Source organism: Shewanella sp. WXL01 (assembly GCF_012263345.1).
Classification (GTDB): Bacteria; Pseudomonadota; Gammaproteobacteria; order Enterobacterales; family Shewanellaceae; genus Shewanella; species Shewanella maritima.
Window position 1 is genome coordinate 421,573 of sequence record NZ_JAAIKQ010000003.1, and the last position, 14,855, is coordinate 436,427.

At 44.9% G+C, this 14,855-nt stretch carries 13 protein-coding genes; 5 read left to right on the forward strand and 8 right to left on the reverse strand.

Translation table 11 applies throughout. From position 1 onward, the window contains the following. The first annotated feature begins 411 nt into the window (after positions 1 to 411). The 3 genes from G3R49_RS10595 (at position 412) to G3R49_RS10605 (ending at position 5,493) form a co-directional block, all read left to right on the forward strand. Positions 412 to 3,006 (forward strand): TonB-dependent receptor, encoded by a 2,595-nt coding sequence (locus G3R49_RS10595; RefSeq protein ID WP_167869619.1) that lies wholly within the window; start codon positions 412 to 414, stop codon positions 3,004 to 3,006. Positions 3,007 to 3,090: 84 nt separating this feature from the next. Continuing rightward, entirely contained in the window at positions 3,091 to 4,638 is a 1,548-nt protein-coding gene (locus G3R49_RS10600; protein WP_167869620.1) for a tryptophan halogenase family protein, read from the forward strand. Positions 4,639 to 4,794: 156 nt separating this feature from the next. Then, positions 4,795 to 5,493 carry a SapC family protein gene (locus G3R49_RS10605; protein WP_130601611.1) on the forward strand — a complete coding sequence of 233 codons (699 nt, stop codon included), beginning with the start codon at positions 4,795 to 4,797 and terminating at the stop codon, positions 5,491 to 5,493. Positions 5,494 to 5,633: 140 nt separating this feature from the next. On the opposite strand, the gene G3R49_RS10610 is transcribed toward G3R49_RS10605, so the two are convergent. Both G3R49_RS10610 and G3R49_RS10615 read right to left on the reverse strand, forming a co-directional pair. After that, complete coding sequence (locus tag G3R49_RS10610; RefSeq protein WP_130601613.1) at positions 5,634 to 6,122, reverse strand: hypothetical protein; 489 nt, start codon at positions 6,120 to 6,122, stop codon at positions 5,634 to 5,636. A gap of 14 nt (positions 6,123 to 6,136) precedes the next feature. Next, entirely contained in the window at positions 6,137 to 6,946 is an 810-nt protein-coding gene (locus G3R49_RS10615; protein ID WP_130601615.1) for a cytochrome c3 family protein, read from the reverse strand. A 413-nt stretch (positions 6,947 to 7,359) separates the two neighbouring features. Here G3R49_RS10615 and G3R49_RS10620 point away from each other — a divergent pair, with 413 nt between their 5' ends. After that, positions 7,360 to 8,109, forward strand: coding sequence for a winged helix-turn-helix domain-containing protein (locus G3R49_RS10620; RefSeq protein WP_167869621.1), 750 nt, complete (start codon positions 7,360 to 7,362; stop codon positions 8,107 to 8,109). After that, on the forward strand, positions 8,102 to 8,626 hold the full coding sequence (locus tag G3R49_RS10625; protein ID WP_130601619.1) for a hypothetical protein: 525 nt from the start codon (positions 8,102 to 8,104) through the stop codon (positions 8,624 to 8,626). Before G3R49_RS10620 ends, G3R49_RS10625 begins: the two co-directional genes overlap by 8 nt. Positions 8,627 to 8,754: 128 nt before the next feature. Here the strand turns inward: G3R49_RS10625 and G3R49_RS10630 are convergent, their stop codons facing one another. The 6 genes from G3R49_RS10630 to G3R49_RS10655 all read right to left on the reverse strand — a co-directional run bounded on the left by G3R49_RS10630 (position 8,755) and on the right by G3R49_RS10655 (position 14,851). Beyond that, positions 8,755 to 9,504 carry an SIMPL domain-containing protein gene (locus G3R49_RS10630; RefSeq protein ID WP_167869622.1) on the reverse strand — a complete coding sequence of 250 codons (750 nt, stop codon included), beginning with the start codon at positions 9,502 to 9,504 and terminating at the stop codon, positions 8,755 to 8,757. A gap of 161 nt (positions 9,505 to 9,665) precedes the next feature. After that, positions 9,666 to 10,322, reverse strand: coding sequence for a CoA transferase subunit B (locus G3R49_RS10635; protein ID WP_130601621.1), 657 nt, complete (start codon positions 10,320 to 10,322; stop codon positions 9,666 to 9,668). A gap of 13 nt (positions 10,323 to 10,335) precedes the next feature. After that, complete coding sequence (locus G3R49_RS10640) at positions 10,336 to 11,040, reverse strand: CoA transferase subunit A (protein ID WP_167869623.1); 705 nt, start codon at positions 11,038 to 11,040, stop codon at positions 10,336 to 10,338. Positions 11,041 to 11,120: 80 nt separating this feature from the next. After that, the gene (locus G3R49_RS10645) at positions 11,121 to 12,008 is read right to left on the reverse strand and encodes a hydroxymethylglutaryl-CoA lyase (protein ID WP_167869624.1); all 888 of its coding nucleotides are present in this window, start codon (positions 12,006 to 12,008) and stop codon (positions 11,121 to 11,123) included. After that, on the reverse strand, positions 12,009 to 14,021 hold the full coding sequence (locus tag G3R49_RS10650; protein WP_167869625.1) for an acetyl/propionyl/methylcrotonyl-CoA carboxylase subunit alpha: 2,013 nt from the start codon (positions 14,019 to 14,021) through the stop codon (positions 12,009 to 12,011). Further along, positions 14,021 to 14,851: an enoyl-CoA hydratase-related protein gene (locus G3R49_RS10655; protein ID WP_167869626.1), complete on the reverse strand. Its 831-nt coding sequence runs from the start codon at positions 14,849 to 14,851 to the stop codon at positions 14,021 to 14,023. The genes G3R49_RS10650 and G3R49_RS10655 overlap by 1 nt, the downstream gene beginning before the upstream one ends. Positions 14,852 to 14,855 lie beyond the last annotated feature (4 nt).

Genomic DNA, 14,855 nt, shown 5'->3' on the forward strand with positions numbered 1-14,855 from the left:
TGATCATTTGCTTTCTATTAAACCTCTCTAGGTTGATTCTCCGCTTAATTTGACCTGAATATAGTGGCGAATTTGTCTTTTAATAATGTATTACAAATAAGCCTACTTTCGATGAAAAAAGTGCAATTTATTTACTTATGCCAAACTTGGTTGTTTTATAAACGAAAAAATCTGAGTAAATTTCATCAATAAATCCATGCTTACTAATCTATTGATTTAAATCACGAATAGTTTAAATCTAGTTTGATGCTTGTCACGCTGGATTATGGTTTTGTGATCAAATTGGTTATTTTGTTGTGGCGCAACTGTTAATTATTGTGTAATGTTTAGCCTAGACATGACAGCGTTGTCATTTCTTCGGAAATGGTTATGAACATAAAACGATAATAAGTTATGGAAAGGGAAACAAAGATGCGACCATCTACCTTAAAGAAAACACCACTAGCAACTACTATTGCTCTGCTTATGGGCGGCATGATCTCAACAGGAGTGACTGCAGCAGAGCCAGTAAATGATGAGAATATTGAAAAGATTGAAGTGCGTGGCATGCGCGCATCTTTGAAAGCTTCGGTGAACGAGAAGCGCTTTTCTAACTCTGTTGTCGATGCGGTTACCGCAGAAGACATTGGTAAGTTCCCCGATAGTGATATCGGTGAGTCATTAGGTCGAATTCCTGGCGTTTCAGTGAACCGTCAGTTCGGTCAAGGCTCGCAAGTATCGATTCGTGGTGCTTCAAGTCGCCTAACTCGTACGCTACTTAATGGCCACAGTGTTGCTTCTACTGGTTGGTATGATCAGCAAGATATTGACCGCAGCTTCAACTACAGCCTACTTCCACCAGAAATGGTTGGCTCGATTGTGGTTCATAAGTCTTCTCGCGCCGATATGCCAGAAGGTGGCGTGGGTGGTACTGTGATTGTTGAAACTCGCAAGCCACTAGACTTAGATTCAAATACCGTGTTCTTAAGCGCAAAAGGCGATTATGGCTCAATCTCTGAAGAGACAGACCCTGAATTATCAGGCCTTTACAGCTGGAAGAATGAAGACGAAACATTTGGTTTCTTAGTATCTGCAGCAGGCTCTGAGACAAACTATCAACGCAATGGTATTGAGTCACTTGTTGGCTGGGGTGATATTGTTCCATCAACATTTGAGCAAGAGCGTGAGCGCACTGCACTGAATGCCGCTTTCCAATATCGACCAACTGAGCAGCTTTCTCTTGGTTTGAACTTAATGTCTTTAGACATGAAAGCAAACAATGCTAATACCTCGTTGTTCGTTATGTTCCCTGATGATAAAGATGCTGCTTGTGAACAGCGCAACGCATCAGGTACTTGTACTTTCTATCGCCGTGACGCTAACGATACTAACCCTGGCTGGGCACAAACCTGGGCACGTAAAGCGAGCATGGACTCAAAAACGGTCGACTTCGACTTCGCTTATGAGGCTGACAACTTTACCCTAGAAGGTCGTGTGGGTAACACCAAATCTGAAGGTGGTACTGACTTAACTGCAAACTATGGTTTCTGGTTAGGTACACCTGCAGACTTTGCTGGTACTTATGATGCAACAGGCGATGTGATCAACATTGATATTGCAAACAAGAACTTCACTGCAGAAGATTTTGGTGGCCAATTATCACCAGCAGGTTGGTCGCTTAAGAAGCAGCCAAACTCAGATGAAGAAACCTATGCTCAGTTTGATGTCACAGTCCCAGTAGAGCTGGGTGCGATTACTTCGTTTAAATCAGGTGTGCGTTATGCAGACCATGATGTAAAGCAGCTAACGCTACCTGCAATTGTCGCTGCTGATGTTGCCGCTAAAGACGCTTCAGCATATTACAATGGTCAAGTTTCTTCAGGCGCCGGTTTTACACTACCTAAGCCAAACCTTGATGCGATGATTAACGATGCATACGCAGCTATCGAAGGTTTCTCAAGTGAAGGTGCAGTATACAAATCGGGTTACGGTACCATTAATGAGAAGAACCTAGCGCTTTACTTAATGGCTGATTTTGAAGCTGAAGGTATCCGCGGTAACTTTGGTTTACGTTACATCTCGACTGATGCTGAATCTGACTACTATGCCCTGCAAGCTGATGGTACTTATGCGGATAACCTCAGCAAAGACAAAGCTAGCTTCAGCGACGTGTTACCAAGCATCAACGTTGCGTTTGACGTGACCCAAGATGTGATTATTCGTGCATCGGCTGCGCAGGTTATTTCGCGTGCTAACTATGCAGATATGTTCGCATCTTCAGCGTTAGTGGGTTATGCGGATGGTACTGCTGGTAATGAAGTGGTTAACACGGGTAACGTTGGCCTTAACCCTTACAAAGCTACTCAAGCCGATTTAGGCGTTGAGTGGTACTTCAGCCCTGATGGACTTGTAAGTGCTACATACTTTATCAAGGACATTAGCTCATTCATTACGACAGAGCAGCTGCTTGATCAGCAAGTGGGTATTGTTGACCCAGATTCTGGTGTAGATAACTGGACTGTATCAACCAAAACAAATGGTACCGGCGGCACAATTAAAGGTATCGAGTTACAACTTCAAGATGCGTTTGATAATGGCCTAGGTTATTCAGCTAACTATACATTTGCAGAATCTGATGCCCCAGCATCGAACTACCCTGATGAAATCAGCGTGTTCTCAGATTCATCTAAGCACACTGTTAACCTAGTTGGCTTCTATGAGATGGATGATTTTGCAGCGCGCGTAGCTTATAACTGGCGTAGTGAGTATATGATCCGCGAGCTGCCATACTTCTACGGCAACCGTGAGCATGAGGCATACGGTACACTTGATTTAAGTGCTAGCTATGCAATCACTGACTACCTAGGTGTGACCTTTGAAGTAGTTAACCTACTTGAAGAAGACAGCATTCAAAAAGGTATCGCGCCATCTGGTGCTGAGGTGAAGCCTGAGCTTAAAGATGGTTACCCGGCATGGAGCTTTGAAGGTGAGGCTCGTTACAAGTTAGGTATGACGTTAAGATTCTAATCTCTGATTTGAAAGTCTTTAACTAAGCAAAGCATCAAAGCCAGTTACCCCAGTAGCTGGCTTTGTTTTTTAGAGGATGGATAAGTGCAAATATCTAAAGTTGCTATTATTGGCGGCGGCACAGCAGGTTGGCTTGCTGCGAATCACTTAGGGCTAGCTCTTGCTGGACGAGGTATTCAGCTAACGCTTATAGAGTCGCCCGACATTCCAACAATTGGTGTCGGTGAGGGTACAGTGCCGTCTATTAGACAGACCCTAAAGCGCTTTGGGATCCGTGAAACCGAGTTTATTCGTAGTTGCGATGTGTCGTTCAAGCAATCGATTAAATTTCAAAATTGGCTTAATAAACAGCTTCATGGCGAGGGTAACTTTTATCATCACTTGTTCGACAATCCATTTCGGTTTGGCGAGCAACACTCAAAGGCGTGGTATCAAGATTGGCAAAGTAGTCAAACAGATAGCGCTTATGCTCAAACCGTTTCACCTCAGTTTGCCGCCTGTGAAGCCAATTTAGCCCCTAAGCAAATCACAACGCCTGAATATGAATCTGTTTGTGGCTATGCCTATCACTTAAATGCCGCTAAGTTTGCCCAGTTGCTAAGTGACAATGCCAAGGGCAAATTTAATGTCGAGCATGTTAAAGCGAACGTACTTGATGCCAAGCTGCACGCCAACGGCGCGATTAAATCGCTTATATTGGATAAGCACAGCGCGCAGCCTGAGCGTGAGTTCGACTTTTATATTGACTGCAGTGGTTTTGAGTCGATTTTGCATGCCAAGGTGTTAAAAAGTGATTTTGTGGATAAATCCTCGCAGTTGTTTGTTAACCAAGCGCTGGTTGCTCAGGTGCCAACCGATGAGTCAAAAGCTTTGCCGCCTTATACGCTAGCAACAGCTCATCAAGCAGGGTGGATTTGGGATATCGCACTGCCGAGCCGCAGAGGTTGCGGTTTAGTATTTTCAGACAATTATATCTCAAGCGAGCAGGCACAAGATAAGTTTGCCAAGTATTTAGGCGCGGCAGCTGCACAAGCCAGCATTCGACAAATACCCATGAAGGTGGGTTATCGAAAGCAGTTTTGGCAGCAAAACTGTGTGGCACTTGGCTTAGCCCAGGGGTTTCTTGAACCAATTGAAGCAACCTCAATTTTGCTCACCGACTTTAGCGCTGATTACCTCGCTAAGCGTTTCCCAAGCTCAACTGAACAAATAAGCTTATTTCGCGAGCGCTTCAATCATACGATGACTTACGCATGGGAGCGGGTAGTGGAATTTGCCAAACTGCATTATTGCCTATCTGACAGAATTGATAGCCAGTTTTGGATTGATAATCGCACTGCTGAATCTATCCCTGATGGGTTAAAGCAAAGGTTAGCACTATGGCAAACTGCAATGCCGATTACGGATGATTTTTTCTCGCGCTTTGAAGTGTTTAATTTAGACAATTATTTATACGTCCTTAATGGCATGAAGTTTAAGGGCGACTTTGTGGCTGCCTCTTCACAATCAAACAAAAGTGCAGGCAAAGGCAATCCGGCTATCGAGTCAATGGCTAATCAGTTATTAGCTGAGTTGCCCGAACATCGAGATTTAATCAACAAAATCCACCAATTTGGGCTGCAAACGGTTTAGTTTGGCGCTTTTTTGACCGAACCCCATTCTAGTCAGCAGTTAATGATAAATTCACTTGTAATTCGCAGGTAAGTTGGTAGTTTCAAGGATGTTCAAATTCATTACAAAAAGCACATGTCCTACATTTGATGATTAAGTGCTATTACAGGAGTAAAAATGGCTAACCAAATTACATTATTAGACCATGCTAAACATGGCGAACTAAAAATTACTAACACTGATTTCGCCCACGTAGCTGATCAACACATTGTGCCTATTTCACTACATGAAATTTCTCGCGCAGCCATTGAGTATCCTGTGGTATTTGTTAAAAACGCAGAGTCTGGTGAGTTCCAGTCTGTGGTTATGCTAGGTCTAAAACCAGGTCAAAACCTGAGTGTTAAAGACGGTAAGTGGCAAGGCCTTTACGTACCTGCTGTTATTCGTGACTATCCACTAGGTCTAGTACTTAACCCAGAAGTGAAAGACAAAGTTTGGATTGGTATTCGTGAAGAAGCTAAAGAAGTGAGCAAAGACGAGGGTCAGCCACTATTTGAAGGCGAGAAAGAAACTCCGTTCTTAGAAGCACGTAAAAAAGCGCTAATTGAGCACTTCGAGCAAGATCAAGCTACTCGCAATATTCTTGGTTTCCTAGGCGAAAAAGAGCTACTGAAGAGCCAAGCTATCACTGTTGAAGTAAACGGTGAAAAGCGCAATATCAACGGTTTATACATCATTGATGAAGCTAAACTAAACGATCTTTCTGACGAAGATTTCCTAGAGCTACGTAAGCGCGGTCTACTAGCACCTATCTATGGTCACCTAACGTCAATGAATCAAATCAACCGTTTAGCTCGCACTGAAGCTATGGGTTAATGGTTGCGCTGCAGGGTTCTCATTGAGAATTCGTTAAGCAAATAAAAAGAAGCCGGTTTCAACTGTGAAACCGGCTTTTTAATACCTGGAGGCAATGGGTGATGAATGGACCCTAGACCAGGTTTTTCAGGACGTACTTATTATAAAAATCCATAGTCCAAATTAGCTTTAGCGCCTTGAACCTCAATGGCGACTTTAAAGTTCTCTACATCTGATTGCCAATCAACATCATCCAGTGTTAGCAGGTAAGTCCCTGATTGCAGCTCTTTTACGCTTAGTTCGCAATCTTGTTGCTCAATACATTTACCCTCATAGGTTTGGTGCCAGGCAAGTTCATATTTAACCGAATGCGCTGAGTCATTTGGGTAACCCATTAACAATAAGTTGAACTCAGTTGCACCGGTTATCGCAAGGTCGTCATCGCCCGTGAGCTTAACCGTAATTTCGCCTTGTTTAGGTAAGCTTGTGACCAGGCCAACCTTGATAGTGTTGGTTTCATCAATCGCAATTGTGGTGACAGGCTCAGGTGTTGGCACCTCTGGCTCTTCGATAACATCATCATCACTGTTACAGGCCGTTATCCCGCTAACGCATGCACCGATCAGCAACAAATAAATTAACTTTTTCATTTGTCTTCTCCTTGTTAGTGGCCGCCATGGCAAGTGTCACATGCCATATTGGTTTTCACACTAGGTGCAAAGGTCGAGCTTGAAGTGTGACAGCTCTGACAGCTTTCAACAGTGCTTGAGATTGGGTGAGCATCAACCGCTTGACCGTCAAAGGCATCGTTGAGCATAGAAACCACTTCATAAACTACAGAAGCAGATAGTTGTTTACAGCGCATGCCTTTCTCGCTGAATGATTTGCCATTCTCACGCGCCCATAAGCTGATAGATGAGTGACACAGAATACTGTTTGCTTTGGTTGGCGTACCAACTTGTTCAAGCGTTGTTGCTTTATCTTCACCAATACCAGCTAGGAATTCATCAGTTTGAATTGGCAAGGCTGTATTTTCGTAGTAGCGCATGGTTTGTCCGAGCAAGACATTAGCAGGTTCGCCATTAACTGACAGCAAATTCATCAACATAGCGGTGGCGTTAATATTACCGCAAACCGTGCCTTCGCCTAGCATGCCTGCATAGCCATAGTGCGCCATTGCGGTAGGCACTTGAGCAAATTTGTCGGCATCAGCAGAGCTTGACTCTGCAAGGCTTGCGATAATGCTGTCGAACACCTGGAACATACAGCCATTACCTGTCTCGTAAGCACGTTTTGCTACTGCCATTGGATCAAGTTTTGCGTAGGCTAAGCGAGTACCTACTTCGAGTTTCCACTCACCTGTGTTGTTAGTTACTGCGGCCAAAACAGGATTGGCGAGTATTGCGCCACCTGCTGCCGCTGACGAAATACCAATAATACGACCAAGTGCTTGTCTTCTATTTAAGGTGTCCATAAGTACGCTCTCCACTGTTTTTGTCATCATTTTTATTAAGCTGATTTCACTACTAACTGGCTGTCGTTACAGAGTGTGGCTAGTGGTTGATAAATCAGCTTTGTTACTGGGTTAATTAGATGATGGCAGGTTGTGAAAACCGAAATGGGATCTTGGTCATAGTAATTTTGCACTTGAAAAAGCTGCTCTATTAGATTTTTCTGTTGAATTAATGTGCTACTTAATTGTTAGGTTTTAGATTTTAATTCCAATAATTTATTGTTGTGCGATATGTAATCTCAATTACTGGGTTTTACAGCAAAATTTACATGATTTTTAGTGTGATTGAACTCACAAACCCTTGAGTTGGCAGGTGTTAATCTGTAACCGCGAAGTGACTAAGTAGTAAATAGCTTGAGGTAGGTTGGAGCAATATGAGGTTAGATGATTTTGAATTAGACCTGAGTAACAGCTTACTGATCAATAGCCAAACTCAGCAGCAATATCACCTCACAAGAACCGAGTTGCAAGTGCTTGAGCAGTTAGCTTTGCATGCCAATCAAGTGATGACTAAAGGTCAGTTAGCGTGTGCAGGCTCAGGCGAGCCTGTAATGAGTGAGTCTGCCGTGGCCAAGGCGGTTTTTACGTTGCGAAAGCACCTTGGTGAGCATTATGAAAACATCATCGAAACCGTACCTAAGCAAGGGTATCGTTTAAACCTGCGTGAGCAGTCTCCAGAGTGGCTGCAAAAGCGTAAGAAGCACCTGTTAGTACTCGGCGTTGGTTTACTCGTATCACTCATCGTGCTGATGATGAGTATTGCTGGTATGCATAAGTACATCTGGTTTGAGCAGGCAAAATCTCCGGTAAAACAAAGTCGTAACGTCACCTTGGAGAGTCAGGAGCAGCTACATTTGGTTTGGTTAACATCTCCAAAAGCTTCTTCCGATCAAATTGACCATATGGAGCGCAGTATTCTTAGTGCATTGAATAAATGCGCTGAAGTTCAATGGCGGTACGTATACCTAGCGATTTCTAATGATATGCAAGTGCTCAATATTTCGATGGAAGGTGTCGACGATGATGGACATTCCCACGTAAGGAATATTAAAACCAGCGACTTCTCTCTTGCCCCGACCTACATATCATCCTTATGGCTAGAGGAGGTATCGCTCTGTGGTTAGTAAGAATCAGTGGATAGCAATTGTCCTTACGTTGGCGTGTGTTATTGGCGTGATAGTATACCAGCACCTTAAAGCGACCGAAGTCTATATCGTGCTGTCTTGTCGCAATGAGCTGGTGGCAAGTGACCCAGATTCGGGGCTATTGCAAAAGCATGGTTTAATCGCTGATTTTACCCTGCAGAATCGCTCAGCAAGCATTAGCTATCGCTACTTTACTCATGCTGGACTTCCGATTGCTACCCTGCATTTACAAGGTGACATACTCAGCGCTCATAAGGCTAAAGATGTGTATGTTCTTAACCTGGTTCATAGTGAGCTAGTGCGTCATCATCCAAGTATCGAGCTGCCGCAACATGCTAATCATCTGCAGGCTTTTGCTAATCGTAATATTGATAAACAAGGCGTGCACAATCTAACGATCAGAATATTAAAAACCATGGATAAGCAAGATCTTGCACTGTTGTACTTTCTGCCGAGCACTAACATTTGTGCCTGTAATTTGGTGAAGATGCGTTAGCTTTGAAATTACTCGTAAATAAGTCTGCTTATGAATTTTTGTTAGTAAGTGGTTATCGAGGCTAATGACATTGGTAGTTAGTTACCTCTCCCTATCAGTAGGGCGAGGTAGCTGCAGAAGTTACATGGCTATTTAACTTCGAGGTCAAAGACTACATTGATTGAAGCTGAAAAGCTGATTGTAGTTTGAAGATACCTTCCTGGGGCAAGGTCTGCGTGCTTAATGCGAGAGCCTGTTACTTCAATCCGTTCTACGTCCGCAGAGCGGTAACCATAATTGTAGCTACTAGAGTTGGGATTAATGCTATAGATTTTACCTAGTTTTGCTCCAAATGCATTGGCAAGAGACTCAGCTTTTTCCTTAGCATTGGTAATAGCTAAGTTGTTTACTTTGTCTTTTAGAGAAGCTGCTTTTGAAGAGATAAGCTCAATGTCATCTAGTTGATTTATTTCAACACTCAGTGCGAAATCAATGAGATCATTAAGCTGGTCAATTTGCTTGAGCGTTATCGTAATGTCTCGGCTGGCTACATGTCCTTTAATAACGTCATTTCCGTCATCGTCGTAAGTTAGATTTGGCTCAACGACAAGCTTTGACGCTGATACGCCGCTTTTATCTACCTTAAAATTCTCAATGCCAGCTAGAAGTCGATTAATTCTACCATCGACTTCTTGTTTAGCTTTCAGAGCTGAGTCTTGAATACTGTTCACTTCAAATGACACTTTTGCTTGATCGGGTTTTGCTGTGATTTCGGCATAGCCTTTCAATTGGATGTGGCGGTGGTTGGGTAGAGGTGAGTTGGCGTGGCTATTGACTGAAATCAATACTAGTGTTGCTAGCAGGGTAGTTAATACCACGGTTGAACGTATGGTGCTCATTGGACATCCTTGTTTGATATTTTCGTTGTGTGGTAGAGGTGTTCTAGGTTTGGACTTTTGTACAAGTTATCAGTAGTTATTAATTAGTACAATATTGTTTTTAAACAAAAAAGCGAACCAAAAGGTTCGCTTTGAATGATACTATTTTTGTCAAAACTCGACTAGAACACCATCTCAGGTACGTTATCTGGTACTACTAGCTTGCCTGCTGTTTTGGCTTTGATTTCTTCAACGCTCACACCTGGTGCGCGCTCAAGTAGATGGAATGCACCGTCTTTAATTTCTAAAAACGCCAGGTCTGTCATCACACGTTTGATACAGCCGAAACCTGTGAGTGGTAACTCACACTGTGGTAGTAGCTTAGAATTGCCTTTTTTGTCGGCATGCATCATGGTGACAATGATGTTATCTGCGCCGGCAACTAAATCCATTGCGCCGCCCATGCCTTTAATTAGCTTGCCTGGGATCATCCATGAGGCGATTGAGCCGTTAACGTCGACTTCAAATGCGCCCAGCACAGTTAGGTCAACATGACCGCCGCGGATCATGGCAAAGCTCTCTGCCGATGAGAAAAATGATGCGCCATCTACCGCTGTTACGGTTTGCTTACCTGCGTTAATGAGGTCTGCGTCAATGGTGTCTTCGGTTGGGAACTCGCCCATCCCCAGTAAACCATTTTCTGATTGCAGCATAACGTTCATGCCCTCTGGTACATAGTTAGCCACCAGCGTTGGAATACCAATACCTAGGTTAACGTAGTAACCGTCTTGCAGTTCTTTCGCTACACGTTGAGCAAGTTGTTCTCTTGTAAGTGCCATGTGCTTGCTCTCCTTATTCTGCCGCTTTTACGGTGCGTTGTTCGATGCGTTTTTCAAAGTTGGCTTTGATTAAACGGTCAACGTATATGCCCGGTGTGTGGATATGATTAGGGTCTAACTCACCCGGCTGAACAATTTCTTCTACTTCAACCACAGTGACTTTACCGGCGGTGGCCATCATAGGGTTAAAATTGGCGGCGGTTTTGCGAAATACCAGATTACCCATGGTATCGGCTTTCCAGGCTCTAACTAGCGCAAAGTCAGCGGTTAGTGACTCTTCAAGTACATAGTTACGGCCTTTGATTTCGCGGGTTTCTTTGCCTTCAGCGACCGGTGTACCGTAGCCCGTTGCGGTGAAGAAGGCGGGAATACCTGCGCCGCCAGCACGGATTTTCTCAGCGAGTGTGCCTTGAGGCGTTAAAATCACGTTAAGCTCACCCGATAGCATTTGCTGTTCAAAGGTGGCGTTCTCACCTACATACGAGGCGATCATGGTTGAGATCTGACGCTGTTGTAGCAGCAAACCTAAACCAAAATCATCAACACCAGCATTGTTTGAGATAGCGGTTAGCCCACTTACGCCCATGGTCACCATGTGGTTGATTAAGCCTTCTGGGATACCGCATAAACCAAATCCACCTACCATGATGGTCATGTCGTTGCTTAAGCCTGTTAAGGCTTCCTCATAGGAGTGGACTACCTTGTTGAATCCAGCCATGTGTTTATCCTTTTCTTTTGTTTTCATTACTCGCTAACACTGCAAGTAACGGCAAATTGGTTGTGCTTGTTCTTTGAGGTTTAGAGCAGGGCATTAGCGACTTTCGAGCCGTTTGTTCTACCAAGAACCTGACTAATAGCGTGACCTGCTTTAGCGAGTTTTGTCAGGTCGATATCTGTTTCTATGCCCATACCATTAAGCATATAAACCACATCCTCAGTAGCAAGGTTACCTGAGGCCCCTTTAGCGTAAGGGCAGCCACCCAGTCCTGCTACCGATGCGTCAATGACACTGACACCGGTTTCTAAACAAGCAAGAATATTGGCAAGCGCTTGACCATAGGTGTCGTGAAAGTGCAGCGCAAGCTTATCTACAGGTACCTGTTTTGCCACGGTTTCCACCATTCTACGGGCCTTTACTGGCGTGCCAACGCCTATGGTGTCGCCAAGTGATATTTCGTAACAGCCCATGTTGTAAAGGATGGCAGACACGCGAGCCACTTCAGCTACATCTATGTCGCCCTCGTACGGGCAGCCAAGCACACAAGACACATAACCTCGCACTGGAATATTTAGCGATTTTGCTTTTTCCATCAAAGGGATAAAGCGCTCGATTGATTCTTCAATCGAGCAGTTAATATTCTTCTGGCTAAAGCTTTGTGAAGCGGCACCAAATATTGCCACCTCATCAACGCCTGCATCGAGGGCAAGCTCGAAACCTTTTAAATTTGGTGTTAGGGCGCTGTATTGCACGCCTTGTTTGCGCTTAATTGACTTGATAACCTCGCTAGAGTCAGCCATTTGTGGCACCCATTTAGGTGATACAAAGCTGCCCGCTTCAATGCGGTTAATACCCGCATCGGCTAGGTTTTCAATCAGCTGTACTTTGGCGTTACTCGATACGGGCACTTCATTTTGCAAACCGTCACGGGCACCAACTTCAAAGATACTGACTTTATTTGGCAACATTTAGCTTTCCTCGGTGTTTGGTGTCACATCCAGCAGCTGCGCACCATCAGAGACTAACTCGCCACTTTGAAAGTAAAACTCGCTTACCGTGCCGTCGTAGGGCGCCTCGATGGTGTACTCCATCTTCATGGCTTCCATTACCAGCAGACCTTGGCCTTCGGTAACGCTATCTCCCACTTGAACTAAATGGGTGACGACGGTGCCATTCATTGGCGCTTTGAGCTTTTCTGCACTGTCGACGGTATCTTGAGCGAGCTCAGCTACTACAGATTTAAACTGATAGCTGCCAGAAGCTAAAAACAGGGTTAACTCGTCAATCTGCTCGCTCACTGCCACCTTCATCTTGTGACCGTTTATTTCGCCGTGAAGCATGCCATCAACAATCTCGCCGCTTAGTTTCAACGCTTGACCATTTAAGCCAAGGTGAAGGGCATGGCCGAGATCGGTTAACACTAAATCGTGCTGATTATGGTTATCTTGTGCATCAAGTAACGACACATAATGCACTGCGGCGCTGTTGAGTCTAAAGCCACTGACTTGATTCCAAGGTGAGTATGGGTCGTGGCTATTTATCGCATTTAGTTTGGCAACTTGCTGGCGCTTTAACACCTGGTACAAGGCGGCTAGGGCAATCGCGTTGTCAGCTTCGTTATGAACTTGACCAATCAAGGTGTCGCCGTAACGGTCAATAAAGTCGGTGCTAAAGTCTGCATCAACAAATGCTTGATGCTCAGCGATGTTAGTCAGAAACTCGATGTTATGTTTAAGGCCGCTGATTTGATATTCGCTTAGTGAGTGGCTTAGGCGCTGTAATGCGCGCGGGCGCGACTCATCCCAAACGATCAATTTAGCGATCATCGGGTCGTAAAAGTTACTGATGACATCGTTTTCACGAATGCCGCTGTCGATGCGCACATAGCGGTTTTGATCAGGCTCGCGCAAATAGTTGAGCTTACCTGAAGCTGGTAAAAACTCGTTATGCGGGTCTTCAGCGTAAATACGAGCTTCAAATGAGTGACCATGAATGGTGACTTCATCTTGCTTTAGCGGTAGCTCACCGCCACTAGCCACAACCAGTTGCCACTTAACCAGATCTTGACCTGTGACCAGCTCTGTAACCGGGTGCTCTACCTGCAGGCGGGTGTTCATTTCCATGAAGTAGAAGCTGTCGTCAGTATCTAACAAGAACTCGACTGTGCCTGCACCTTCATAGTTAATCGCTTTAGCAGCTGCGACTGCAGCTTCACCCATTTGCTTGCGCAGTGCGTCGCTTAAACCTGGCGCAGGCGCTTCTTCAACTACCTTTTGGTGACGGCGCTGAATAGAGCAGTCGCGATCAGACAGATAAATGGTATTGCCAGCTTTGTCGGCAAACACTTGAACTTCAACATGGCGAGGCTGGCGCAGGTAGCGCTCCATCAATAGTTTATCGTTACCAAATGATGATGCAGCTTCACGGCGAGCCGAGTTAATTGCATCTAGCACTTCACCTTGGCTTTCGACAATACGCATGCCTTTACCGCCGCCACCAAAGGCCGCTTTAATCAACATTGGGAAGCCAACTTTTTCAGCCTCTGCGAGTAATACTGCATCGCTTTGGTCATCACCGTGATAACCAGGCACTAGCGGTACATTGGCGTTGCCCATGATTTCTTTAGCAGCACTTTTGCTACCCATTGCATCGATAGCATCGCTACTTGGGCCAATAAACTCGATGCCATTTTGCTCACACAGAGAGGCAAACTCAGCATTTTCAGACAAGAAACCATAACCCGGGTGGATGGCTTGCGCGCCTGACTGTTTGGCGATTTCAATAATGACGTCGCCTTTGAGGTAAGACTCAGCTGGGGCACTGCCACCTAGATAAAATGATTCATCGGCCATGGCAACATGGCGAGCTTCTCTGTCTGCATCTGAATATAGGGCAACGGTGCGAATGCCCATCTTGTTGGCCGTTTGGATAATACGGCAGGCAATTTCACCGCGGTTAGCAATAAGGATTTTAGTAAACATTATTCGGCTCCTTGCGGCTTACTGCCTGATAGCTGCCAGTTTGGCATACGCTTTTCAAAGAATGCATTGAGACCTTCCTGGCCTTCATCTGAGACGCGGATTTTGGCGATTTGCTCACTGGTGTAATTAAGTGTGTTTTGGTCGATAACGCCATCTTCAAGTTTGGCAACCAGGGTTTTCACCCACGCCATGCCTTGTGGACTATTTGCTTTAAAGGCGTCGATAAAGGGTTTAGCTGCCGCTTCTAGGTCATCATTAATCTCATGGATAACTTGATGGCTTAGTGCGGTTTGTGCGTCAAAGCGCTCAGCTGTGAGCATATAGCGGCGAGCTTGACGATTACCCATGGCGCGTACCACGTAAGGGCTGATCACAGCGGGAATAAGTCCGAGTTTAACTTCGCTTAAACAAAAGCTGGCGCGGCTGTTAGCAATAGCGATATCGCAGCAGCAAATAAGCCCTAGTGCACCGCCAAATGCGGCGCCGTTAACCAGTGCAATTGTTGGCTTGGGAAATTTATCTAGTACATGCATGAGTTTAGCAAGCTGATTGGCATCACTAAGATTTTGCTCAAAGTCCATTTGCGCTTGTTTGCGCATCCAGTTGAGATCGGCCCCGGCGCTAAAGTTTTTGCCATTGGCTTTTAGCATTAGCATTTGGCAGGCGTCATCAGCGGCGAATGCTTCAATCGCAGTAATCATCTCAGCGATCATGACTTCATCAAAGGCGTTGTGCTTTTCAGCGCGGTCGAGAATTAACTCACCAATCCCTTGATTCAGCTGACACTCAATATGCTCAAAGCTTGGATTTATTTTTGTCATAGTTGTCATCCTC